At 40.5% G+C, this 23812-nt stretch carries 28 protein-coding genes; 11 read left to right on the forward strand and 17 right to left on the reverse strand.

Annotated elements, in window-relative coordinates:
• The first annotated feature begins 137 nt into the window (after positions 1-137).
• From ACOB82_RS04610 to ACOB82_RS04620, 3 genes are all read left to right on the forward strand, one after another.
• Positions 138-986 carry a hypothetical protein gene (locus ACOB82_RS04610; RefSeq protein WP_448211765.1) on the forward strand — a complete coding sequence of 283 codons (849 nt, stop codon included), beginning with the start codon at positions 138-140 and terminating at the stop codon, positions 984-986.
• A gap of 99 nt (positions 987-1085) precedes the next feature.
• On the forward strand, positions 1086-1439 hold the full coding sequence (locus ACOB82_RS04615) for a hypothetical protein (protein ID WP_448211766.1): 354 nt from the start codon (positions 1086-1088) through the stop codon (positions 1437-1439).
• Positions 1440-1565: 126 nt separating this feature from the next.
• Complete coding sequence (locus tag ACOB82_RS04620; protein WP_448211767.1) at positions 1566-1760, forward strand: hypothetical protein; 195 nt, start codon at positions 1566-1568, stop codon at positions 1758-1760.
• A 354-nt stretch (positions 1761-2114) separates the two neighbouring features.
• Here the strand turns inward: ACOB82_RS04620 and bfr (ACOB82_RS04625) are convergent, their stop codons facing one another.
• From bfr (ACOB82_RS04625) to ACOB82_RS04650, 6 genes are all read right to left on the reverse strand, one after another.
• The gene (gene bfr / locus ACOB82_RS04625; RefSeq protein ID WP_448211768.1) at positions 2115-2582 is read right to left on the reverse strand and encodes a bacterioferritin; all 468 of its coding nucleotides are present in this window, start codon (positions 2580-2582) and stop codon (positions 2115-2117) included.
• Between the two features lie 9 nt (positions 2583-2591).
• Positions 2592-3056: a bacterioferritin gene (gene bfr, locus ACOB82_RS04630; protein WP_448211769.1), complete on the reverse strand. Its 465-nt coding sequence runs from the start codon at positions 3054-3056 to the stop codon at positions 2592-2594.
• A 170-nt stretch (positions 3057-3226) separates the two neighbouring features.
• Entirely contained in the window at positions 3227-3421 is a 195-nt protein-coding gene (locus ACOB82_RS04635; protein ID WP_448211770.1) for a (2Fe-2S)-binding protein, read from the reverse strand.
• Between the two features lie 188 nt (positions 3422-3609).
• Complete coding sequence (locus tag ACOB82_RS04640; RefSeq protein WP_448211771.1) at positions 3610-3801, reverse strand: hypothetical protein; 192 nt, start codon at positions 3799-3801, stop codon at positions 3610-3612.
• Positions 3802-3980: 179 nt separating this feature from the next.
• Complete coding sequence (locus tag ACOB82_RS04645; RefSeq protein ID WP_448211772.1) at positions 3981-5141, reverse strand: anhydro-N-acetylmuramic acid kinase; 1161 nt, start codon at positions 5139-5141, stop codon at positions 3981-3983.
• The gene (locus ACOB82_RS04650) at positions 5134-6525 is read right to left on the reverse strand and encodes an OapA family protein (RefSeq protein ID WP_448211930.1); all 1392 of its coding nucleotides are present in this window, start codon (positions 6523-6525) and stop codon (positions 5134-5136) included. Before ACOB82_RS04650 ends, ACOB82_RS04645 begins: the two co-directional genes overlap by 8 nt.
• A 167-nt stretch (positions 6526-6692) precedes the next feature.
• Here ACOB82_RS04650 and tyrS point away from each other — a divergent pair, with 167 nt between their 5' ends.
• The 4 genes from tyrS (at position 6693) to ACOB82_RS04670 (ending at position 9437) form a co-directional block, all read left to right on the forward strand.
• Positions 6693-7892, forward strand: a complete 1200-nt coding sequence (tyrS, locus tag ACOB82_RS04655; protein ID WP_448211773.1) for a tyrosine--tRNA ligase — start codon at positions 6693-6695, stop codon at positions 7890-7892.
• A gap of 101 nt (positions 7893-7993) precedes the next feature.
• Positions 7994-8578 (forward strand): DUF4136 domain-containing protein, encoded by a 585-nt coding sequence (locus tag ACOB82_RS04660; RefSeq protein ID WP_448211774.1) that lies wholly within the window; start codon positions 7994-7996, stop codon positions 8576-8578.
• A complete protein-coding gene (locus ACOB82_RS04665) occupies positions 8571-9050 on the forward strand; it encodes a hypothetical protein (protein WP_448211775.1) in 480 nt (159 codons plus the stop codon). Before ACOB82_RS04660 ends, ACOB82_RS04665 begins: the two co-directional genes overlap by 8 nt.
• A 63-nt stretch (positions 9051-9113) precedes the next feature.
• The gene (locus ACOB82_RS04670; RefSeq protein ID WP_448211776.1) at positions 9114-9437 is read left to right on the forward strand and encodes a ribonuclease E inhibitor RraB; all 324 of its coding nucleotides are present in this window, start codon (positions 9114-9116) and stop codon (positions 9435-9437) included.
• Positions 9438-9476: 39 nt separating this feature from the next.
• On the opposite strand, the gene ACOB82_RS04675 is transcribed toward ACOB82_RS04670, so the two are convergent.
• The 9 genes from ACOB82_RS04675 to ACOB82_RS04715 form a co-directional block, all read right to left on the reverse strand.
• Positions 9477-10103 (reverse strand): trimeric intracellular cation channel family protein, encoded by a 627-nt coding sequence (locus ACOB82_RS04675; protein WP_448211777.1) that lies wholly within the window; start codon positions 10101-10103, stop codon positions 9477-9479.
• A gap of 5 nt (positions 10104-10108) precedes the next feature.
• Positions 10109-10507: a rhodanese-like domain-containing protein gene (locus tag ACOB82_RS04680; RefSeq protein ID WP_448211778.1), complete on the reverse strand. Its 399-nt coding sequence runs from the start codon at positions 10505-10507 to the stop codon at positions 10109-10111.
• A 9-nt stretch (positions 10508-10516) separates the two neighbouring features.
• Positions 10517-11485, reverse strand: coding sequence for a cobalamin biosynthesis protein CobD/CbiB (locus tag ACOB82_RS04685; RefSeq protein WP_448211779.1), 969 nt, complete (start codon positions 11483-11485; stop codon positions 10517-10519).
• Entirely contained in the window at positions 11485-12195 is a 711-nt protein-coding gene (gene mtnN / locus ACOB82_RS04690; RefSeq protein WP_448211780.1) for a 5'-methylthioadenosine/S-adenosylhomocysteine nucleosidase, read from the reverse strand. Before mtnN ends, ACOB82_RS04685 begins: the two co-directional genes overlap by 1 nt.
• Before the next feature lie 108 nt (positions 12196-12303).
• Positions 12304-12960, reverse strand: coding sequence for a DUF2726 domain-containing protein (locus ACOB82_RS04695; RefSeq protein WP_448211781.1), 657 nt, complete (start codon positions 12958-12960; stop codon positions 12304-12306).
• A gap of 154 nt (positions 12961-13114) precedes the next feature.
• Positions 13115-13570, reverse strand: coding sequence for a dUTP diphosphatase (dut, locus tag ACOB82_RS04700; RefSeq protein WP_448211782.1), 456 nt, complete (start codon positions 13568-13570; stop codon positions 13115-13117).
• A gap of 124 nt (positions 13571-13694) precedes the next feature.
• On the reverse strand, positions 13695-14093 hold the full coding sequence (locus tag ACOB82_RS04705) for a prenyltransferase (protein ID WP_448211783.1): 399 nt from the start codon (positions 14091-14093) through the stop codon (positions 13695-13697).
• Positions 14094-14097: 4 nt separating this feature from the next.
• Entirely contained in the window at positions 14098-14586 is a 489-nt protein-coding gene (locus ACOB82_RS04710) for a prenyltransferase (RefSeq protein WP_448211784.1), read from the reverse strand.
• 89 nt (positions 14587-14675) lie between these two features.
• Positions 14676-16496 (reverse strand): DUF885 domain-containing protein, encoded by a 1821-nt coding sequence (locus tag ACOB82_RS04715; protein ID WP_448211785.1) that lies wholly within the window; start codon positions 16494-16496, stop codon positions 14676-14678.
• Between the two features lie 304 nt (positions 16497-16800).
• Between ACOB82_RS04715 and ACOB82_RS04720 the strand changes: the two genes are divergently transcribed.
• The 4 genes from ACOB82_RS04720 (at position 16801) to ACOB82_RS04735 (ending at position 20328) form a co-directional block, all read left to right on the forward strand.
• Positions 16801-17616, forward strand: a complete 816-nt coding sequence (locus tag ACOB82_RS04720) for a class II aldolase/adducin family protein (protein ID WP_448211786.1) — start codon at positions 16801-16803, stop codon at positions 17614-17616.
• A 97-nt stretch (positions 17617-17713) separates the two neighbouring features.
• On the forward strand, positions 17714-18808 hold the full coding sequence (locus tag ACOB82_RS04725; RefSeq protein ID WP_448211787.1) for a phosphotransferase family protein: 1095 nt from the start codon (positions 17714-17716) through the stop codon (positions 18806-18808).
• The gene (locus ACOB82_RS04730; RefSeq protein WP_448211788.1) at positions 18808-19506 is read left to right on the forward strand and encodes a histidine phosphatase family protein; all 699 of its coding nucleotides are present in this window, start codon (positions 18808-18810) and stop codon (positions 19504-19506) included. The genes ACOB82_RS04725 and ACOB82_RS04730 overlap by 1 nt, the downstream gene beginning before the upstream one ends.
• Positions 19507-19578: 72 nt before the next feature.
• Positions 19579-20328: an SDR family oxidoreductase gene (locus tag ACOB82_RS04735; RefSeq protein WP_448211789.1), complete on the forward strand. Its 750-nt coding sequence runs from the start codon at positions 19579-19581 to the stop codon at positions 20326-20328.
• 69 nt (positions 20329-20397) lie between these two features.
• Here the strand turns inward: ACOB82_RS04735 and ACOB82_RS04740 are convergent, their stop codons facing one another.
• The gene (locus ACOB82_RS04740; protein ID WP_448211790.1) at positions 20398-22191 is read right to left on the reverse strand and encodes a sensor domain-containing diguanylate cyclase; all 1794 of its coding nucleotides are present in this window, start codon (positions 22189-22191) and stop codon (positions 20398-20400) included.
• Between the two features lie 184 nt (positions 22192-22375).
• Complete coding sequence (locus ACOB82_RS04745; RefSeq protein ID WP_448211791.1) at positions 22376-23809, reverse strand: FAD-dependent oxidoreductase; 1434 nt, start codon at positions 23807-23809, stop codon at positions 22376-22378.
• Positions 23810-23812: the final 3 nt, after the last annotated feature.

The raw sequence follows: 23812 nt of genomic DNA on the forward strand, positions 1-23812 counted from the left end.
ATGCATATTAATAACTATATATTTAGTTATATGGAATTTAACAAACGCATTACATAAAGGATAAAACAGCGAGTTAAGCTGGTTTGATTTGAGTCTATTAATGAAACAGTATCATTTCTAATGATTAAGGATAGACAATGAGTCGTTCACTAAGAAAGCTATTAAGCGCTTCTTTAGCAACAAGCATGGTGGCTGCAGTTGGCTTTAGCGCCTGTGCAGAAGAGCAAAAATCAGCTGAAGAAATTGCCGCTGAATTAGCAAACCCGAATACTGTACTCGGTACCATGAACTTTAATATTGATTACACGGCATTTGATGGCGATTTACCAGGCGCAGGTGATCAAAGTGGTACCCGCATTACCTTTCAACCTAGTTTGCCTTATCCGTTAGGTGACGGCGTGAATTTATTTGCTCGTCCTGCCATTCCAATTATTATCAAGCAAGATGTACCCACTCAAAATGGTTGGGATGATCCTGGCTTTAATTTAGGTGACATTGGTTTTGATGTCGGGATTGGTAAAACACTACCTGGCGGCATTATTGCCATTGGTGGGGTAGTTGGTACTTTACCAACGGCAACCGATGACAAATTAGGCAAAGATCAATGGGCACTTGGCCCAGAAGCTCTACTTGCTGTTGTTCGAAAATGGGGCGCGTTGGGTTTACTTGTAACGCACCAATGGGACGTTGCCGGTGAAGATGACTTTGATACTAACGTTACCGCGGGTCAATATTTTTATGTATTTAATCTAAGTGATGGTTGGCAAATTCGTTCTGGCCCTACTTATGCTTATGATCATGAAGCACCTGCGGGGCAACGCTGGACGGTACCAATTGGTTTTGGTGTAAATAAAACAACGATTATTAATGGCACCCCTTGGAAGTTTGGTATCGAGTATTGGCATTATGTTGAACAAGCTGATGCTTTTGGCCCTGATTTCCAAATCCGCTTTAGCTTTGCACCAGTAGTACCGTTGCCTTGGTAAGTGGTAGCGTAGTTTTAAAAATACATTTTATGGAATTACTGAAGGTCGGCATTGTGCCGACCTTCACACAGCTTATATATATTGCGTAGGACAATAACCATGAAGCAACTTGTAAAAACTATTATTGCGGTATCGTTAACTATTGCCTGTATTGGCAAAGCGGCCGCTGAGATGCCAGATCCTAATATTACTTTAATTACTAACGTTAATGTTTTTGATGGCGTCAATGAAAAACTAATTAAAAACGCTAATGTTGTGATTACTGACAATATCATCACTGAAGTATCAAAAGAGCCATTGATGGTTGCTGGAGGTAAGGTGATTGATGGTGGCGGCCGTACTATGATCCCAGGCATGATTGATACGCATTGGCATATGACTTATTGCTGCTTACTGCAAAGTACGGTGTTAACTGGTGATATCTCTGAAGTTGCCATCACAGGTGCAATTTGACCAACTTGCAGAAAATTGTGGTTTTCACGCACTAGAAGTGGCTAAAAAAACATGAATATACTGCTCTTACTTATTAATTGCTTGGCAGAATTTTTGCGAGCAGTGTGATTACAAGAGCGGTATAAAATGAAGTTAACAACAATAATTAAATTCCAAGCCACCTATGCCATTGTCGCTTTAGGTTATTTATTTCTAAGTGCCTATTTACTGAGTACAACTGGAGAAGCGCTTAGCGCTGCGCCATTATTACCCTCTATTATTATGCTGGGTGTGTACTTAGCCTGCTTATTTTTGGCGCGTTTAGAGCGCTTAACTTGGTAAAAGGTTGCCATTATTATCGCCGTAGTATTATTTGGCGGTGGCGGAGTAATTGGTAATATTGTCCGCTACTTTGACAGTGGCTTGGCACAATATGCCAGTTTTACTGCATTTGTTATTGCTGTTGGAATTAATGTATTTGGTACTGTTTTTAATTTAATAGCGATATTTGGTTCAAATATTGACGATAGGAAAGTGGCGAAATCATAGTAATTCGCTTGCTAATGTACTCTTTAATACTAGGTTATTAAGTGATAGTTATTGAGTCAAAGTTATTGAACTCAAATGATGAACTAAAGTGGTGGATTAAAAAGGGAGCAATTGCTCCCTTTTTAGTTAACCTGAGGCTAGTTAAGTTTACATTTGTGACTGTAAATAGTTACTTAAGCCAATTTTAGCAATTAAACCAAGTTGTTGTTCAAGCCAAAATGCATGATCTGACTCGGTATCATTGATTAATACTTGCAGCATATCGCGAGTAACATAATCTTGCTCTTGTTCACATAAGGCCATGACCTCTCGTAATTTCTCATCTACGGCATACTCTACACGTAAGTCGCTTGCGAGCATTTCAGGTACATCTTTGCCAATTTGCAAACCATCTCGGGTGACCATATCTGGCACACCTTCTAGAAATAAAATACGCTCTATTAATAAGGATGCATGGCCTTTTTCATCATCAAATTCATGATCGATGCGCTCAAACAGTTTTGTTAGGCCCCAATCATGATACATACGAGAGTGAATGAAATATTGATCCATAGCGGCTAGTTCAAATGCCAGCAGTTGGTTTAGTGCGGTTATGATTTGAATATTACCTTTCATCATGCTCTCCTATAACTTTGCTTGAAGGTATTTTTCAAGCCCCATTTGTTCAATTTGATACTGCTGAGTTTCAATCCAGTCGATATGCTCTTCTTCCGCTTCAAGAATTTCAGTCAGCATATCTCGACTAACAAAGTCTTGTTTTTGTTCACAAAGCGCAATGGCACTTTGCAGTGTGCTTCGTTGATTTAGTTGAAAGCCATAGTCACAGCTTAGCATCTCAGGTGTTTCTTCACCGATAGACAATTGCCCTAATTGTTGCAAATTAGGCAGCCCTTCTAAAAATAAAATGCGTTCAATTAACTTGTCGGCTTGTTTCATATCGAGGATCGACTTTTTGTAACACTTGTCGTTAAGTTGACTAAAGCCCCAGTTCTTATAAATTCTAGCGTGTAGAAAATATTGATTTATCGAAGTTAATTCTGAGGTCAGCACTTTGTTTAATATGGCAACAATCTCAGCATGGCTTTTCATGAGTGTATCCTAGTGATTAAAAGACCAACACTAGTATAACGGTTATTAATGGAGTTGCAAAAAGTGTATTAAAGTCAATAGCTTGAAACAAGAATGATTGTTAATTAGTTTAACTTTATAAACCTTGTTTCAACTATGGGGGGATACGAGAAGGCGTTTTTGTGAAGCAGTTATCCTACTTGCTTAAATAAGCTTTCATCAACAATAACGTTATCAATAACTTGTTGGGTTAGTTTGACACAGGTTCCACATTGCGAGGCGATATCAAGTTGCTGCTTCAACTCTCGAATAGAGCCAACGCCATGATCTAACACCATCTGCTTAATCTGTTTATCTGTAATACCTTTGCAAATGCAAACGAACATAGGTACACCCTCAATCACTAATGCAAGTGATAATAGTTCTTATTTGTTGTTCGTTCAAGTATAAATTTGTAATTTTTTAGCAAAGAAGACTGGTAGCGTTGTTCAAAGTAGTTGCAGAGAGCAAAATAAAAGCCTCCGTATTGGGAGGCTTAGAAAAACTGGTGACTATTCTTTGTGACTATAGTTGATTAATAGTAGGTATCTTGACGGTTGTGTACTTGCGGGTCATCAACTAATTCTTCAAAGTTCACTTCAAAACTATTGTTGTTTTCGGTGTCTGCTAAATAGACAGTACGTGTAGAGCCATCGATCCAAGTTACTGTTCCACTTCCTTTTTTACTGCCACACTTCATACCAATTTGAATATCACGAAACTCCATTGTTCCTCCTAAATATGCGTTGAGGCAAAGGCTCAATACATTAGATTAATTATTTTTTTGTTAGTTCAAATTATCATGATGATTGATATTTTCTTGCTCGCTTTTTTATCTATTTTTTAGCGAACGAAAATTGAGTATAGAAGTAAATTGGTATCTTGCTAGTTTTTGATAAACAAAATTTAGGGGGTAAAAAGTACACCTAATGTCGTACTTTTATTGGCGCCGGTTACCGCGGGTAAATTACTTGGTAGTTGATGTTTATATGCATAGGCGAGCCAAGCAAAAGCCATTGCTTCTAAAGCATCACCATCAATATCAAGCTGATCAATAGCCGCAACGTTCATCGCTGGTAATTGTTGTTTGATAGCATTAACTAGATGGGTATTTTGTCTGCCGCCACCGCATAGCCAAACATTGGCACTGGTTGATAATTGCTTAATTTCATTGGCAATTGTCGTGGCAGTTAAGGCAACTAATGTTGCTTGCACATCATTGGATTGGTAGTACGATATATCACCGTACGACGTTAACCATTGCAGGTGAAAAAGTTCTCTACCTGTACTTTTTGGTGCGCTTGCTTTGAAATATTCATCGCTGAGTAGTTGAGTTAATAGTTCAGGAATTATATTCCCTGAAGCGCCCCAGTTGCCATTTTCGTCAAAGCCTTTATTACCGTTTGAATTTCTGTGTTGGTCGTTATACCACTCATCTAACAAGCAATTGCCAGGGCCTGTATCAAAGCCTAAGGTTTGATTTTTATCTGGCGGCAGGTAGGTAATATTCGCAATACCGCCAATATTAACCACAATATTCTCTGACATAGCGTTGTTATCTGTTGTTACATTTGACAGGAGAATGCGATGAAACGCTGGTACTAAAGGTGCGCCTTGGCCACCAAGTGCGATATCTTTTTCACGAAATCGACCAATAACCTCAATACCTGTAAGACAGGCTAACGTTTGACTGCAACCTATTTGCAACGTAAAGGCATGATCTTGGCTATCGGTATTATCTTGGTGTTGAATAGGTCTGTGCCTAATGGTTTGCCCGTGATTGCCTATGGCGATAATATCGCTAGGCTCAAGTTGTTGCTTGGCTAATAACGCCTTAATCGCATTGGCAAATTCGATTGCTAATGATTTATCGAGTGAAAATGCCCGATCAATTTCGTTATATTCAGGCAAATACAACGTCGTTATTTGAGATCTAAGCGAGTAACTATAGGGCTGATAGTAAGTGCTGATTAATTTGGGGAGGTTGGCATCAGTAAAGTCAACCAGTGCTAAATCGATACCATCAGCACTGGTGCCCGACATTAAACCAATATAATAATTAGCCATTTGGCGTGCTTGACTGCATCGCTAACAACGCCTTTTTCGAACCATTCAGTTCTAGAACACGCTTATTCGCAATAGCGGTAAACTCTTGCTTAAACTTGGTCGCAATAGGTTTAGCGTCAGGTAATTTCACCGTTCTTGGATTACGGTGTGTGCCGTTAACTAAAAACTCATAGTGTAGGTGCGGTGCTTGTGACATGCCGGTTGAGCCGACATAACCAATAACTTGACCTTGTTTGACTCTTTCGCCTTTTTTCACTGCCCGTTTAGAGAAATGCAGATATTTAGTGATTATACCGTCGCCATGCTGGATAAATACGTAATTTCCGTTGTACTTATTGTACGTAGAGTGTGTAACTTTACCGTTTCCTGCTGCCACAACGGGTGTACCTTTCGCTGCTCTATAGTCGGTGCCATTGTGGGCTTTCCAGCGTTTTTGAATTGGATGGAAGCGGCGCGGTTTAAAGTTTGAGCTAATGTACTTAAAGTTTACCGGCGCTCGTAAAAACGCTTTACGCATACTTTTACCTTCCGGCGTGTAATAGTCGCCATCAGTAAAGCGAATCGCTTTAAACTCTTCATCTTGGTTAATAAATTCTGCAGCTAGAATCTTGCCTGCGCCAATATATTCGCCATCGACATAGTTGTTTTCATAAACGACATGGAAACTATCACCTTGGCGAATATCTAAAGCAAAATCGATATCCCAGCCAAAAATATTAGCCAGTTCTATAATTTGGCTATCATCTAAGCCAGCACTGATGCCGGCGTTCCAAAAACTTGAGCTAATAACACCATGAGCAAAAGTTTCACGAACTTCTACTGTCTTTTCATCTTCTTGCGCTTGGTATTGGCCGTCAACTAAATTAACAGTTAACGTTTTTATGCGGCTCAGCGGGTATTCAAGTGACGCCAGCTGCCCTTCGTCATTTGTGCCGATACGTAAGGTATCGCCAACTTTTAATTTTTTTAATTGGCTGCTGGCTTTATCAACGTCATGGGTGGTGCGAGCACTAAAGCCTAAACGCTTAAATATCTTAGCTAGTGAATCACCTTTTTTAACTGTCGTTGTTTGCCAGTTTAATTGAGCTTGTTCGGTTTCAGCTTCGGGTTCAATTGTTTGGTTAGCATTAAATCTTTCATCAAGCTGCAGAGGCGATTGATTTTCAGTTTGCGAGTTATTAATAGTTTGGTTATCGGTGTTTTGATCAACAATCGCCAAGCCATTCGGCGTAACTTGATAACGTTTGCCAATTTCTAACGCTTTACTTTGCTTGCTGGCAGAAGCTTGTTCTGAGGGAATAAGAATCGAAAGCAATAATAAACCAGACAACACACTAATAATAATACGGTGCTGCTTAGGGAGTGATAAATATAAGTTTTTTATATTTTTCAAATGGATACTGCTCAAAACACAACTCTTTAATAACTGAGAAGCTTTCACTATAACAAAAAATTTGATCAGAAACAGTATCAGGGTTTTATCAACGCCTTATTTTACAGTAGAATCGGCGTCTATTTGTTGAAAATTATGATCGAGTTGGAGCCAGTTACATGACCGATGTCAGCCAAGCGTTTGCAGAAATTAAGCGTGGCGCAGAAGAAATCTTGCTAGAAGATGAATTGCTAGAGAAGTTAAAGCAAGGTAAACCATTAAAGATTAAAGCTGGCTTTGATCCAACCGCACCTGATTTACATTTAGGTCATACCGTATTAATTAATAAGTTGCGTCAATTTCAGCAACTTGGTCATGAAGTAATTTTCTTAATTGGTGACTTTACTGGCTTAATTGGCGACCCGACGGGTAAAAATGTGACTCGTAAGCCGTTGTCGAAAGAAGATGTGCTGGCCAATGCTGAAACTTATAAAGAGCAAGTGTTTAAAATTCTTGATCCTGAAAAAACTCGCGTTGAATTTAACTCGACTTGGATGGAAAAATTAGGCGCAGCTGGCATGTTGAAGTTGGCATCACGCCAAACCGTTGCGCGCATGATGGAGCGTGACGACTTTAAAAAGCGTTATGCAAGTGGCCAGTCAATTGCCATTCATGAATTTATGTATCCATTAGTGCAAGGTTGGGATTCTGTCGCGCTAGAGTCTGATGTTGAACTTGGTGGTACCGATCAAAAGTTCAACTTATTAATGGGTCGTGAATTACAAAAATCTGAAGGCCAACGTCCACAAACTGTATTAATGATGCCATTGTTAGAAGGTTTAGACGGCGTACAAAAAATGTCGAAGTCGCTAGGTAACTATATTGGTATTACTGATGCTCCTAATGAGATGTTCGGCAAAATCATGTCAATTTCTGATGATTTAATGTGGCGCTATTATCAGTTATTAAGCTTTAAACCGCTTGAAGAAATTGAGCAATACAAACAGCAGGTGGCTGATGGCGCTAACCCGCGCGATATTAAAATTGAGCTAGCGAAAGAATTGATTGCGCGCTTCCACGATCAAGCTGCTGCCGATGCTGCTCATCAGGAATTTATAAATCGCTTCCAAAAAGGCGCTATGCCAGATGAAATGCCAGAGTTAACTGTTGAAACCACCGATGGTGTTATCGCGATCGCTAACTTGTTAAAAGAAGCCGGCTTAGTGGCTAGTACTTCTGAAGCTATGCGCATGATCAAACAAGGTGCGGCGAAAATTGATGGCGAAAAAGTTGCCGATAATAAAGTGGAAATTGCGGCAGGTACAACGGCGGTTTATCAAGTAGGTAAACGCAAATTTGCCAGAGTAACAGCAGCTTAGCTGTTATTTGATGAATGCTTTTAAAAGCCAGCTTAATTGCTGGCTTTTGTTTTTCTACCTTGTAATTTCTTTTTGACTCGGTAGGCTAAAGGCATGCTTTCGTGACTGTTTATGGTGTCATGCGTTTTGTTTTTATTTTATTAATGCTGGCTGGGCTAAGTGCTTGTGGCAGTACGCGTACTGCTGAAGTTAAATATCAACCGCTTTTTGATTATTCAACTATTGAAAGTTATGGCCTTTATAGCCGTAGCGATAAATTTGCCGAATGGCAGTTGCTTAGTGATGGTGTGCGCAATGGCATTGAACTAGCGATTGAACAGGCCATGGACAGCAAAGGCCTTCAATTTAAACAAGCAAGCGAAGCTGACATTGTTGTTACCTACTATATGGTTGGGCGAGATAATCGCTCTTTTCGCACATACAACCTTGGCGTTAATTACTGCTCATATTGCCTAGTCAATTTAGATACAGGTAGTCGCGAAGATAAAATGCGAATTGCGCCAGGCACGCTCATTATTGATGTCGTTCGCCCTAAAAATAGTCGCTCAATTTGGCGGGCGATTTATCCGTTAAATATTCGCGAAAAAGATAATAGTTTAATTATTAATGAAAAAGTGCACCATGCTGTTGAACAAATGATATTGCAGTTTGACCCAAGCAATATTCAAGGTAAAACCAATGCTTAACACTTTGGTTAAATGGCTTATTATTGCGATTATTGTGATTACGGTGTTGTCAGTTATATTACTTGGCTTGGGGTATTTACTTGCGGAAAATGAACGAAAAACTAAAGCCTATCATGCGAACTCACAGCAAAAACAATTAACCGCGTCTAGCGAGCCGCAAGCATTAGTTAAGCCAACAAGCTTGGCACCAGAGGATACCAAACAACTAAGCAACGAAACTATGATTACTCACTCATCAGTACAAGCTAAGAAAATTAAGCGTATTATTCTTGAAAACCTAGTATGTAGTGATGTTAGCCAATGTGTAGCGACAAATATAGGCGTGAAGGCGTTGGGGTGCGTGGTGGCAACCAATAAAATTGGCGCTAGTCTGTTAGCTAAGCAAGTCTTGCCGACCGCGAGTGCAGAGTGCGTAACTGGCGAATTACAGCCTGTACTCGTTTGCCAGCAAAATATTTGCTCAATAAACTAATGCATCACTTAGCCTGCATCCTTTATAATGACGACAATTCAATTAAATAAGTAGCGAAACAGCATGAACTTCCCTAACGATGATACAGGTAACGTATTAGAAGAAATGCAGCAGGCGGGTATTGATTTAACTAGCGTTTACGACGTTGTTTTTTTTCAATTGTTTGAGCATAAAGATCAAGCACAGCAAATGGTGGAACATTTAAAACAGCATGCACCGACAATGAAAGTGGTATTGCAGGCAGATCAAACACCTAATGTTTGGGATGTAGACTGCACAGTACAAATGGTGCCAAGTTACGACGGTATTATTGCGCAGGAAGCTGAATTTGAGCAACTTGCTGCAAAATTTAATGGTTACAATGACGGTTGGGGTATTGAGGCTTAACCCTGTTAACCTTTGTATTACTAATATTACTATTAAACGTTATTGGCTTTCTTTATCAACAATTTGAAATGCCGGTAACGATACTTTCCAGTAAATAGCCGCCAGTCTCAACATTAAAGCGCTGGTAACGGCTACGGCAATAGCAATTTGACCATTAATTTGTGCACTAATCATCAAAGCATACAAGCCACTGCCTAACATGGCGGCGGTGGCATAAATCTCTTGCCGCAAAATCATTGGAATCACATTACAGATCACATCGCGGATCATGCCCCCTGCTACTGCGGTAATGGTACCTAAGACAATGGCAGCGGAAACAGGTGCGCCTAGTGCCAGTGCTTTTTCGGTACCGACAACCGCAAATAATGCCATACCAAAAGCATCCGCAATCAGTAAAAAGCGTGTCGGAATGCGTTTCGGACGGCGAATAATGGCAATAGTTAACAACGCGGTTATGGTAATAACCCATAAATAGTGGGTTTGGCTTAGCCAAAATACCGGCGTATTTAAAATAATATCGCGTATAGTACCGCCGCCAATGGCAGTTACTGCCGCTAGTACGATAACGCCAAATGGATCAAGTTGGTATCGCCCAGCCATTAGGGCACCAGACAAGGCAAAAACGACAATGCCAAAAATATCTAGCCAAAATAGCAACTCACCCATTGTGTTTATTTACTCGACATTGGAAGGTTGTTGGCTTGCCACGCTTGAATATCACCATCTAAATGCCAAACATTTTGATAGCCTTGTTCTTTTAATATAGCTTCTGCCATTGCTGCTCTTCGCCCTGAGCGACAATAAACAACGATTAATTGATTCTTATCTGTTGGTAGCGCATCTAAATGATCGCTAAGTGTTGAATGGCTAATATTTGTCGCCTTGATAACATGACCAGCTTGAAACTCTTCATCTGTTCGTACATCAAGTATTTGATAAGCTTCAGCTTTAGGAGCATTTATTAAACTTAATACTTGGTTTTGAGACATGGTTGGGCGTGATTCTGCTGCACTAACAAAGCTAGTTAAGCTTAATAGCAAAGTGACAACGATGGTGGTTAATTTGTTCATTGGCGTTTCCTAAAATATACCGGTTAATAAAGCCAACAGTATCAAATAACTGGCATAGAACAATACTATTATGGCATTAATTCGCGCCATTAATTGATAGCTTTGGCTAATATGATGAGGTTCGGGCGCTTGTCCGTGGTGATTAAATTCGGCTCGCCTTAATTTGGTGCCGTTATAGATGGCAACACCGCTTAATTTGACTTGTAAGGCCATGGCAAAAAATTGCAGTAACGCCTGATTACTCAACTTAAAAAACATCGGCATTGTAAGGCGCCAAAACAAGGTTGATTGTTGGCCCACATGTAAAAGTAATCCCAAAACTAAAATAATACGGCTTGGCAGCCATGTAATCAGTTGCGTAAGTTGGTTGGCTAAACTACCGAAGTGTTTCATACGCTCAAGTTTTGGGTTCCAGGCATAATGCATTTCGATGAGAAGCCGGTAGCTTATTGCTAATAAAGCGCCGCCAATAGCATATAAAAATATTACGGTAACCACTTCCTGAATGTATCTTAACACCAGCATTTCTATACTAGCTTTCGCGATCCCCATTGCCGATAGCTGTGAGGTGTCGCGCAAGACAAGTGGTGCTAATGTTTGTTTTGCTTGATAGTTGTTGCCGTTGTTTAAGTTAGCAATAATTGTTTTGGCGCTGCGAGTTAATGACATAGAGCCAAGTGCTAGATAAAGCAGTATGCCCTGCCATATAAAGCCCACTTCAACAAAGTCGCCAAATAGCCAGAGAATCAGCCAAATAGGCGCAAAGGTTACAATGGTGGCTACGCCACCCGATATGGCTTGTTGTCGGGCGCTATCTTCAGTTTTGTTAACTTTGTTTGCGAGTTGCTGGCAGAAGAAGTTAAAAAAATGCCAAGGGTGATGAGGGACTAAATATAGCAGCAGATATTTACTCAACATTACCACCGCCAGCAAGATAACACTGTGAAATTGCGGTGGTATTGCTGAGATAATATCCATTAATTCAGAGTCTTATCAGCTAATGAGTTAATCATAAATGTGACGAGCGTAGACGAATTAACCGACGCTGTTTCCAGGTAAGCTTCAAACGACGTTGGTGATTCTTTTCCTGCAATATCAGACATTGAGCGAATAACGACAAATGGCACATTAAATTGATGACACGTTTGCGCAATAGCTGCTCCTTCCATTTCTACCGCCGCCATTGTTGGAAAGTTTTGACGGGCTTTGGCAATGTCATCATCAGCGGTCATAAAGGTATCACCTGTGGTGATTAAGCCAACTAATGTGTTGATATTATCCAATTTTTCGATACTGTCTTTGGCAGCATCAACAAGGATTGGATGAGGCATAAATGCTGCAGGATTACCAGGTAGTTGACCAATTTCATAACCAAAGGCGGTCACGTTTACGTCGTGGTAACGCACTTCTGAACTAATCACCACGTCACCGACTTTGAGGGATTGCTCAAAACCACCGGCAGAGCCTGTATTGACGACATAGTCAGGAGAGAATTTATCAATTAATAGTGCTGTGGCAAGCGCGGCTGCAACTTTACCTATACCTGATTGTACAATGACAATGTCATTGCCATTTAATTGACCTTGGTGAAATTCAAAACCACCAATTTGGCTAGTGGTTGGGTTATCTAAAGCAGCTTTTAAAATTGCTACTTCTGGCTCCATGGCGCCAATAATACCTGCTTTCATTTTTTTTCCTAACTAAAACAATTAGCAAGATTATAAAACGATATTTACACAAAGTCTGCTAAAGGTGTGCACTGACTCCTTTAGCAGCGATAAAAGAGACCAAAAAGGCTAATTAGGAAGTGCTGCCATGGTAGGTGAGTTAAGCTGTTGCTTTCTGTGTTGAAGCTGAGCTAACTCTTTTGCCGCCTCAGCAGTAATAGCACCAGTTGCCTTAGGTCTAGCTCGTACTAGCGGAGCAGGGATCACTCGACCTTTCACTTTAGGTGCCGTTGTGTGGTTTTCACCAAGCATTCTCGTACCTAAACATGCGCGAATTTCTTCAACGCTATAGTTTGGTTTTACTTTGATCCGAACATGAGGAATGGAAGCTGCTTCAAGGGCGCCACTAACAAACCAGTCTTTTTTCAATTTGTAACCTCGGCCATTGGTATCAACTAAATCGACGGTACCGAGTAATTTCATATTGTCGCGGCGACAGATAACAAAATCTAGGTATTTGCCTTTAGCATTACTTAAGGCTTGCTGAGTTGCTTTTTTGGAAACGCCACGACGGATATTGACGATATCAGAAAGCGCTACTCGATTAAGTACGCGATAGTCTGGGCCTAGTGCTCTTTCAACTAGGTTGAGAAAGTTTTTTTCAGCGGCGGTATAGACTGCGCCTTTACTATCAAATGGGAAAGGAAAACTGTTGTCAGTTAGCCGACTAGCTAACATTGCGACGATAGCAATTAAGCTGATTAATGCAAATAATATAAGCTCCATAAACATCTCCAGCGATTCAAATTATTGACGTTACACGTGTTGTAACTCAATAAAGCAGAATGTGTGCCAGAGATCATTTATGGATCGTTAAAAATTGTCGGTGTAGGGAAGAATTGATTTCTACCCTTTATTTCTGCCGATAACTTTCTGCCCGTTACTTTCTACCAGAGTGACCGAAACCACCTTCGCCGCGCTCACTAGTTTCAAACTCTTCCACTACTTGGAACTCAGGTTGAATTACCGGAATAAACATCAGTTGCGCTATGCGATCGGCAGGTTCAATAGTAAAAACGTCTGAGCCACGATTCCAACATGAAATAAATAACTGACCTTGGTAATCTGAATCTATTAATCCCACTAAGTTACCTAAAACAATGCCATGCTTATGTCCTAAACCTGAGCGCGGCAAAATAGTGGCTGCCATATCTTTGCTTTTCATATGAATGGCGATACCCGTTGGAATTAGTTCAGTTTGGCCAGGTGCTAATGTTAGAGGGGCATCAATACACGCGCGCAAATCGACACCGGCAGAGCCGTCGGTTGCATAGGTTGGTAATGGAATTTCATTGCCAATTTTCGGATCTAAAATCTTTACTTCTACTTGTTTCATTTCTCGCTCCAATTCCGCGACTACCGCTATTTTTAAGCGCTATAGTTTGCCTAAGCCCTGCAGGCTAATCAATACTATTTCACTAAATATCATTGGCTGCGGTTATTAGCTAGCACGGGGTTAGCTACAAAAGGGTAATGGCAACAATAAAGCTGGTTATTAAGGTTAAGGCAACATTAGCGGCTAAAAATTGAGGATGATTAGCAATACTAAAGCCATGTTTAAACGCTCCAACGCTGATAAACACTGCTATAGGGAGGCCGATTAAAGCGATAAACGAGCTTGTCGGTAAAACGCCTTGTGTTATTAGTACGGTAATTAATACAAAGGGAATAAGTGCTTGTATAGCATAGATAATACTGCTTAACCGAGCACCGTATTGAATGGGAAACGTTACACGACCTGATTGACGATCTGCTTCTACGTCTGGGAATTGATTAAGTAATAATAGATTGTTTACTTGGCAAAAAGGGATCATAGCCAGTAACCATATTTCTGGTGTGATAGTTCCCGCGAGTGCCAAATAACTACCTACCTACCACCATAATAATGCCAAAGCCTGTGCCCGGCGCAATTAAACACAGCCAAGGTGAACGATTCAACCATTTGGTGTAAGTAATCACTATTGCTAAGCCAATCAATCCAAAGGGGATAAGCGCAAATGTTGTTTGATATGCCAAATAACCACCCAGAATGACTATTAGCAAAACACTTACTACCCCTAGCACTAGGGTAGTAGCGGCAAGCTGAGGGTTATTGGGTAAAGTGCCGCTGCCGCCACTAAACGGTGTGCGTTTAGTAAGTAAATCTAAACCACTGGTAAAATCTTGGTACTCATTCAGAGTGTTTACTGCAATGTGCGCAAGTAGTGCCGCTAGAAAAATAATGATTAACGAAGTTAGGGCAAAGGAAATGCCTTGTGCATGAGCAAAGGCTGCCGCTAAAAATAGACAAACTGGCGTTAAAATTAAAAATGATGGCCGAAATGTTTGTAATACTTTAAGAGATTGACTCATTCCATTTACCCTGTAATAAATAGTTGCAACACCAATACGCCCCAGTTAACTAAAACGATAAGGCTAACTAATACGGTAAGGCGCTCGAACTAAAGTGTCTGCTCTATATATTGCTCAACTAAACGTTCTAAAATATCTAAAGGTACGGCACCGTTTTTTAACACGACATCATGGAAATCTCGTAAATCAAAACGATCTTTAAGTACCGATTGTGCGCGCTCGCGCAGCGCTAAAATTTTCATCATGCCAATTTTATAAGCGGTTGCTTGTCCAGGCATTACAATATAACGTTCAATTTCTGCGACGACATCCGATTGCGCCATACCTGTGTTCGCTTTCATGTAGTCAATTGCTTGCTCACGCGTCCAACGCTTAGCATGAATGCCAGTGTCTACCACTAATCGAACGGCTCTAAATAGCTCAGCCTGTAAGCGACCGATATTATCAAAGGGGTCATCTTGAAAGCCAAGTTCCCAAGCAAGTTGTTCGGCGTATAGTGCCCAACCTTCAGTAAATGCGGTAAATGGCGAAATACGACGAATAAATGGCATACCTTCAAGTTCCATTGAAATGGCTATTTGGAAATGGTGGCCTGGAATCCCTTCATGGTATGCCAAGGTGCGCATCCCGTATTTAGGTGTTGCTTTAATATCGTATAGGTTAGCGAAAAAACGACCGGGTCGTGAACCGTCTATTGCTGGTTGCTGATAGTATGCACCTGGTGATGTTTTTTCTTTAAATTCAGGAATGCGCACTACTTCCATGCCGGCTTTTGGACGAATTCGAAAGGCGTTATCTAGCCCTAGGTTTATTTCGTCTAAAATCGTTTGGTAGTCCGCTAGGATTTGCGTTCGGCCTTGATCGGTATCAGGGTAGTAAAAGCGAGGATCGGCGGCCAATGCCTCAATAGCACTGGTAAATCCGTAGCTAATATCAAAGCCTTGGTTAGCTAAAATCATCAAAATTTCAAATTGAATACGAGCAACTTCATCAAGCCCAAGTTGATGTATTTCATCCGCTGTGTAATCAGTAGTGGTAAAGAATTTTAATGCGGTTTTATAAGCATTTTCTCCGTCAGGTAAGTGCCAAAGTCCATCTTCGGTACCTGCTTGAGGTTTAAGTTGTTTAAAGTAGTCAATTAATAATCCATAGGCAGGGTATACGATGTCAGTAATTTGACTTTGTGCTTTACTAAGCAATGCCGATTTTTCATCAGGATTAATTGTGGTTAATTTCTCTAGCTTTTGCGCCAATGACGTGTAAAGAATATTTTCATTAGCTGGCGTGCTGATAAAGTTATTCATTTCTTCTAATACACGTTCAATAACAAAGCGCGGTGGAATAATGCCTTTTTCCGTACGAAGTTGGATACCTAATAAGTTTTGTGCAAACTTCACCCTGACTGCAGCTAAGCGTGAAATATAGTTTTCTGCATCTTCTACACTGTTTACCTGATGCTGCGCTTCCATAAAACTTGGAAAATCACTTTGCACGCCGAATAGTTGGTTAACTGGATAGTTATGGTAGCGGTAAGGCTCTGCTTCTTCGCCAATATTTAATAAATAAAGGCTTATTTCTTTTGATAAGCGGTTACTTTCTGACAGGTATTTATCATCATAGCTGAGCAATACTCGTTTAAGCTCTGGCAGCTTTTTAAATAATTTATCGCTATGCTCTGGGCTATCATCATCGAGTTTAGCGTTGTGACTTTTAATACCGAAAGATTCTAAAAAGCCAAGTGAAGTTAGCGTTTCGGGGCTTTCAAAGGCAAATTGGATTAGGGTGCGATCTAGAAATACACGAAAGAAAAATGGTTTTTCTGCTTTCCATTCGTGGGCAGCAAAAGCGCCAGCGAGAATTAACAGTAACAGTAACCCAATAAACAGTCGCTTAAAAAATGTAATAATCATCCTGATCCCTTTGTTATTGCTTTTTTATTAATTTAGCACTGTTAGTAAAAATAAAACAACTTCAATCAATTAGAGCAACAGGCTCAAGTTAGTACTTACTTTTTTAAATAAAAAGCTCTTCAGTTAAAGAGCCTGTTTCATATATGGCTCGAACTACAATAAAGAGGTTCAAATTAATGGTGTTATGCATGAAATTTATGGATAACTATAAAGTAAGATCATTTGTATAAATGTCGCTGTTGGTTAGTATCAGTCAATTATTAATCATAAGCGTATTATGCGTTTAACCAAGAAGGTAAATGTGATGACTCAGTTAAATAAACCGACGCAAGCGAATGTTGAAACGCTAACCAAAGGTAGTGAACGATTTCGTGTAATGCAGCCGCCCAAATTTGACAGTAAAAGCGAGCAACAACAATTTGAAAAACAGCGACTCGCATCTGCCTATCGATTGTTTGCAGTTAAGGGGTTCGACGAGGGGTTAGCAGGTCATATCACCGTGCGCGACTGTATTGACCCTGAAACATTTTGGGTAAACCCGGTTGGGGTTCACTTTTCGCAAATTAAAGCGTCTGATCTGGTTAGAGTTGATCATCAAGGCAATATTGTCGAAGGGCAACATGCGATTAATAATGCAGCATTTGCTATTCATTCACGTATTCATCATGCAAGGCCTGATGTTAATGCTATTGCGCATGCACACACGACGTATGGCCGAGCATTTTCAGCGCTAGGACAACATTTGGCGCCTATTTCTCAAGATGCTTGCATGTTTTATCAAAATCATGGGCTATTTAAAGAGTTTTCTGGGGTTGTAGCAGTAAGCGAAGAAGGAGACTTAATTGCTCAAGCGTTAGCTGACAACATTGCGGTGATTTTGCAAAATCACGGTTTATTAACCGTTGGTCGTTCTGTTGATGCGGCAGCGGCCAACTTTGTGATGATGGACAGTTGTTGCCATAGCCAATTATTAGCGCAAAGTGCGGGAGAGTTGCAGCCAATTTGCGATGAGGTTGCTCAGCAAACCAAGAACATCAATGCCTCGGAATTAGTGCAATGGGGAAATTATCAACCTATGTACCAACAAATGCTGGCACTTGACGCTAGTTTCTTAGATTAAACAAATGTTAAAACGCTTTTTCAAAAACAACAGAGTTATAAACTGAAAGATCAACAGACCCTAATAAACTTGAACGAAAATTTTACCGGAGTTGTTAATGACCAATTCACCTAACCCGCAATTATTAGATCAATCACGCCAAGTTAGAGCGGGGGAAGAATTGCCAGTTACTGAAGTCCATACTTGGTTACATGCGATGTTGCCCGCGCAAATTCAATTGCAGCCTTTACCTGATGTCACCCAATATTCTGGTGGTGCATCGAACTGGACATATTGCTTAAGTTATCCTGATAAGTCATTAATTTTGCGTCGAGCGCCACGAGGCACTAAAGCCAAAGGTGCTCACGATATGGCGCGAGAATTCAATCTGCAAAAAGCGCTAAAGCAGGTATATCGTTATGTTCCAGAAATGCTAGTGTTTTGTGATGATAGCGCAGTACTCGATAGCGATTTTTATGTCATGGAAAAGCTAGATGGCATTATTCCTCGTAAAAATATGCCTAAAGCGCTCACCCTTAGCGCTAAGCAAACGGCGCAATTGTGTCAAAATGTCCTCGATTGCTTGATTGAGTTACATCAAGTAGATGTTGAACAAGCAGGGTTATCGCATTTGGGTAAAGGTCAGGGCTATATTCAACGTCAGGTAGATGGTTGGAGTAAGCGATATACTCAGGCAAAAACATGGAATGTGCCATCTGGTAAAAAAGTGATTAAATGGCTGCAAGCGAATATGCCGGAAAAAGAGCGTATTTGTTTAACCCATAATGATTTTCGCTTTGATAATGTTGTGCTAGATGCAACTGAGCCAACCAAAGTGATTGGCGTATTAGATTGGGAGTTAGCCACACTTGGCGATCCGCTAATGGATTTGGGCAATACCTTGGCCTATTGGGTTGAGGCCGACGACGACTTTATGGCGCAAATGACTAGACGCCAACCAACACACCTTGCTGGCATGATGACCAGAAAACAAGTTATTGATTATTATTGTGAAAAAATGGCTATTGATGTTGATGACTTTACGTTTTATGAAGTTTTTGGTTTATTTCGTTTAGCCGGTATTGTTCAGCAAATTTATTATCGCTATCACCACAAACAAACCAATAATCCCGCTTTTAAGAATTTTTGGTTATTTTCTCATTACTTGTTGTGGCGTTGTAAAAAAGCCATTAACGGCAAAGGAAAGCGGTAATGGCATCAATTTATTTGGTTCGCCATGGGCAGGCTAGTTTTGGCCAAGAGAACTATGATCAACTTTCGGCGCTTGGCCATGACCAAGCAAGGTTACTAGGCGAAAGTTTTGCTGATAAAGGCGTTGTTCCCAGTCATATTTATGCTGGAAACATGCTGCGACACCAGCAAACACAATTAAATTGCTTGCAGGCGTTAGGAGCTAACCACCTTGCTAGCCAAGTGTCGCCTAATTGGAATGAGTTTGATCATCAGCAAGTACTGGCGGCTTATAATGCTGAATTTGCATCTCCTTCGCGCATGTTGCAAATATTCAGTAAAGCAGCGAATCCAAACGCCGAATTTATCACTGTATTTCAAAAAGCCCTCAACCAATGGATACAGGGAGAGACTCAGCAAGGGTATACAGAGTCTTGGCAACAGTTTATCCAACGAGTTCAACAGGGACTTGCGCATGTGGTAGCCAACACCGCTAAAGGCGAGACAAGTTTGGTGTTTACCTCTGGTGGCGTGATCAGCGTGGTGGTCATGTTATTGTTAGCCATTCCTGAACAGCAGTTTTTGAAATTGAATATGAATATGGCAAATTGCGGTGTAACTAAATTAAAGGTTACTAAGTTAGGGCCTATGTTACAGGTGATGAACGATTTCAGCTGCTTTGAAAAAGAAAAATATCGCCATTTACTAACATTTAAATAAACCAAAATTTATTGAATAAAGCGCAATCCAAGCTGCTATTTAGCGCAAATAAAAATAACTAAGAGCATTAATATGATCAGACAAAACATTCTAATTACCGGTGCCAGCTCAGGGCTTGGCGAAGGCATGGCAAAAGCATTCGCTCAAAAGGGACGTAATCTTGCACTTTGTGCACGCCGTGTCGATCGCTTGGAAGCATTAAAAGCAGAACTATTAACGATAAATCCTGATATTAAGGTTGTTATTAAAGAGCTTGATGTCAATGAGCATGAGCAAGTGTTTAATGTATTTAAGGAATTTAAAGCAGAACTTAGTCAATTGGATAGAATCATTGTTAATGCTGGTATGGGCAAAGGCGCTTCAATTGGTACGGGTTACTTTTATGCAAACAAACAAACCGCCGAAACTAATTTTGTTGCAGCCATTGCGCAATGTGAGGCGGCTATGGAAATTTTTCGTGCGCAAAATGCTGGCCATTTAGTAACGATTTCATCAATCAGTGCTGTTCGTGGCTTTAGACGAGCAATGACGGTTTATGCGGCAACCAAAGCAGCGTTAACTAGCCTTTCTGAAGGTATCCGTTTAGATGTGTTGAATACCCCAATTAAGGTGACCTGCTTGCATCCCGGGTTTATTCGCAGTGAGATTAATGAAAAAGTTAAAAAGGTGCCGTTTATCGTTGATACTGAAACCGGTTGTAATGCGATGGTTAAAGCCATTGAAAAAGAGCGAGCGAATGCCTTTGTACCGAGTTATCCATGGGCTATATTGCATTGGTTTTTAAGAGTTGCGCCAGACTCTGTGATCAGAAAAATGAGTTAAGTAACTCAGGTTGTATAAGCAGTAGTGTTAAGCCATATAAAATAAAACTTACCCTATTCTTACCTGAGGTTAAGTAGGGCGGTGATCACTAATGTTGGTGACATTATCGGTACCATCATCAAAATACTGGAATGCTCTATTGCGGCCAGAATGTTTAGCGCTGTAAAGCGCTTTATCGGCTTGCAGTACCAGTTGATGAGCTCGCATGGTGGTTAAGTCATCGGTAATAGCAAAACCGATACTGCCGGTGACAACTTTACATTGCCGTACCATAGACTTCTCATGAGGAATGGCTAAATCGCGAATACTTTGGCATATATCATTGGCAGTTTTTTGACAATATTCAGCAGTAGTGTCGCTTAATATCACGACAATTTCTTCGCCACCATACCTAGCAATAATATCGCCAGGTCGTTTAGCAATACTGATTTTATTGAACATATTGCCAACTTTTTTTAAGCACATATCACCAGCTTGGTGGCCGTAAAAGTCGTTATATTGTTTAAAATAGTCGATATCGAGTAGTAAAACGGCGATGGTCTTTTTGTCTCGCTTGCAACGTTGCCATTCAAACTCAAGCATTTCATCAAAATGTCTACGATTATACAGGCCAGTGAGTTCATCAGTAATCGCAAGCAAGGATAATTCATTATTTAGTTGCCCAAGCGCGGCAGTTGCTTGTTCAAGCTCTAAGGTTCTATTGCGTACGCGTTCTTCTAATTCCGCATTGGTTTGCATTATTTGAAGTTGATGAATACGCTGCATATTAAACAGCAGCTTCAACATAAATATGGCAAGTAATGCGGTTACCAATACAACTAATATGATGGTGTTGCGGGTTTCTATATAGGGTTTTAACGCTTCTTCTACGTCAATTTCAGTGGCAATGCCAAATTGATAGTTGCTGTTCCAAATCCACGCTCCCATTACTTTTACACCACGATAGTCACGGTAACCTTCAACATTTAAGCCGTTAATTCCTTGCGTGGCTTGTTGTGCCATTAAGGTCAATGGTAGCTGGTCATAATCTTGGTTTGGCTTGAAATTTTTGGTCAGATCAACGCCCGGGTCTTTAATATAGATGTTAAATTTACTGGTTTCTGAATGCTTTAAAATGTTCATTTTTCGCAGTTGAGCAACAAATCGACTTTCGGTAAGTAACATACCGTGTTCATCAAAGGCATAGGTTTCACCTGTTTCGCCAAAGCGGCCAAGCTCAGTCACCGTTGAAAAATAAGTCATGGGGTTAATGCGCAAAGCCATTGCTGCAATAACTTGTTGTTGTTCATCAAATATTGGCGAAACGATGAACATAGTAGCGTTAGTATTGATACGGTTTAATGTTGCGGTGTTGACAGTGACATCACTGCGAATGGGCGGAATAAACACAGGTTGACCTTTAAAAACCTGGGCTAATAATTCAGGTTTTTGTTCAGCAATTAAATTAATTGTTCCTAAATTAATATCGCGCATTGAGCCAATACTGACATTATCTGGTGCGATAATAAAAAAGCCCTGATCGCGAAAGTTTTCTAATATTGGAGCAATAAATTGCCTGAATCTAAGTAATGCTTCGCTTTCTTTTAGTGGCTTTTGCGTTTGATAGTCTTGCAATAACGCTTTAGTTAATCCAATAACTTGCGCATTTTCAGTGATACTTTCTAAGGCAAAGCGTCGTTGATCAACCAAGACATGATGAGCTTCTTGTACAGTAAGCAATAAGGTTTGCAGGTTTTCTTTAATTTGCTCTTTAGTGGATGTTTGAATTTTTTGAAGGGCAATAAAGACCGCAATAACCACTAGCCCTAGAAAGAAAAAGAGCAGCAAAGTTGCAGTTATTTTAGGGTTTTTTACTGGTTGCACAGTAACCACCCACTAATTTAAACCAGAGGAAGTTGGTTATTATATCACCAGTTTTGTTTGTTTACATTTATCTAACGAATTTTTATCAATAATCTGACATAAAAAAGGCTACCTAGTTGGTAGCCTATTCATTTTATTAAATTTATTTAGTGATAATCCTTGCTCAAAGCTAATGAAACCTAGTTTAAACTGCGATTACTTGCTCACTATACAAGTAATCCATAATACCTAAAGCTGCTTTGCGGCCTTGGTCGATGGCTGTAACTACTAAGTCTGAGCCTAGTACCATATCACCACCGGCAAAAATATTTTGCGCTGAGGTTTGTAGGGCATATTGGCTTGAGTCTTTAGCAAGTACGCGACCTTTCGCGTCAATTTCTACGCCAGCATCTTTCATCCACTGTGGTGGGCTAGGTAAGAAACCAAAGGCAATTACTACCGCATCAGCTGGCATAATAAACTCTGAACCTGCAATTGGCTCAGGGCTTCTTCTGCCGTTGGCATCTGGCGCACCTAATTGAGTTTTTACAAACTTAACGCCAACCGCTTGACCTTGCTCATTTACAGCGATGTCTAGTGGCTGAATATTAAACGCAAAGTTAACGCCTTCTTCTTTAGCGTTTTGTACTTCGCGAGGTGAGCCTGGCATATTGGCTTCATCACGGCGGTAAGCACAAGTTACTTCAGTAGCACCTTGGCGAATCGATGTCCGTACACAGTCCATTGCGGTATCACCACCACCTAAAACCACTACGCGCTTACCTTTAAAGTTAACATACGGCTTAGTGTTTTCCGTAAGACCCATGATGTGCTGTGTATTGCCAATTAAGAAATCTAAGGCATTAAATACGCCACTGGCTTGCTCATTGTCAAAACCACCGGTCATATCGGTATAAGTGCCTAAACCCAAGAATACGGCGTCATAGTCATTGCACAAGCTGTCAAAAGCAATGTCTTGACCGACATGAGTATTTAAACGGAATTCAATACCCATACCTTCAAAGATTTTTCTACGGCGCGCGATAACTTCTTTTTCTAACTTAAATGAAGGAATACCGAAAGTTAATAAACCGCCAATTTCGGCGTGCTTATCAAACACCACACAATCTACGCCGTTTCGAGTTAACACATCAGCACAAGCCAAACCAGCTGGGCCAGCACCAACAATCGCAACTTTTTTACCGGTTTTAATGACTTGTGATAAATCTGGCGTCCAGCCTTGTTCAAATGCAGTGTCGGTGATGAATTTTTCAATATTACCGATTGTCACGGCACCAAATTCGTCATTTAGTGTACAAGCCGACTCACACAAGCGATCTTGTGGGCAAACGCGGCCACACATTTCTGGCAAGCTGTTGGTTTGATGACAAAGATCAGCCGCTTCAAAAATTTTGCCTTCGGTTACCAGTTCTAACCACTGGGGAATATAGTTGTGTACCGGACACTTCCATTCGCAATACGGATTACCACAGTCTAAACAACGATCAGCTTGCCCTTTACTTTGGTCGCTACTTAATGGGTGATATATCTCAACAAAGTCAATTTTACGCTCTTCTATCGCTTTCTTTGGCGGATCAATGCGTTTAACGTCGATAAATTGATAAACATTTTTGCTCATAAT

It is taken from the genome of Colwellia sp. MEBiC06753 (assembly GCF_053470325.1).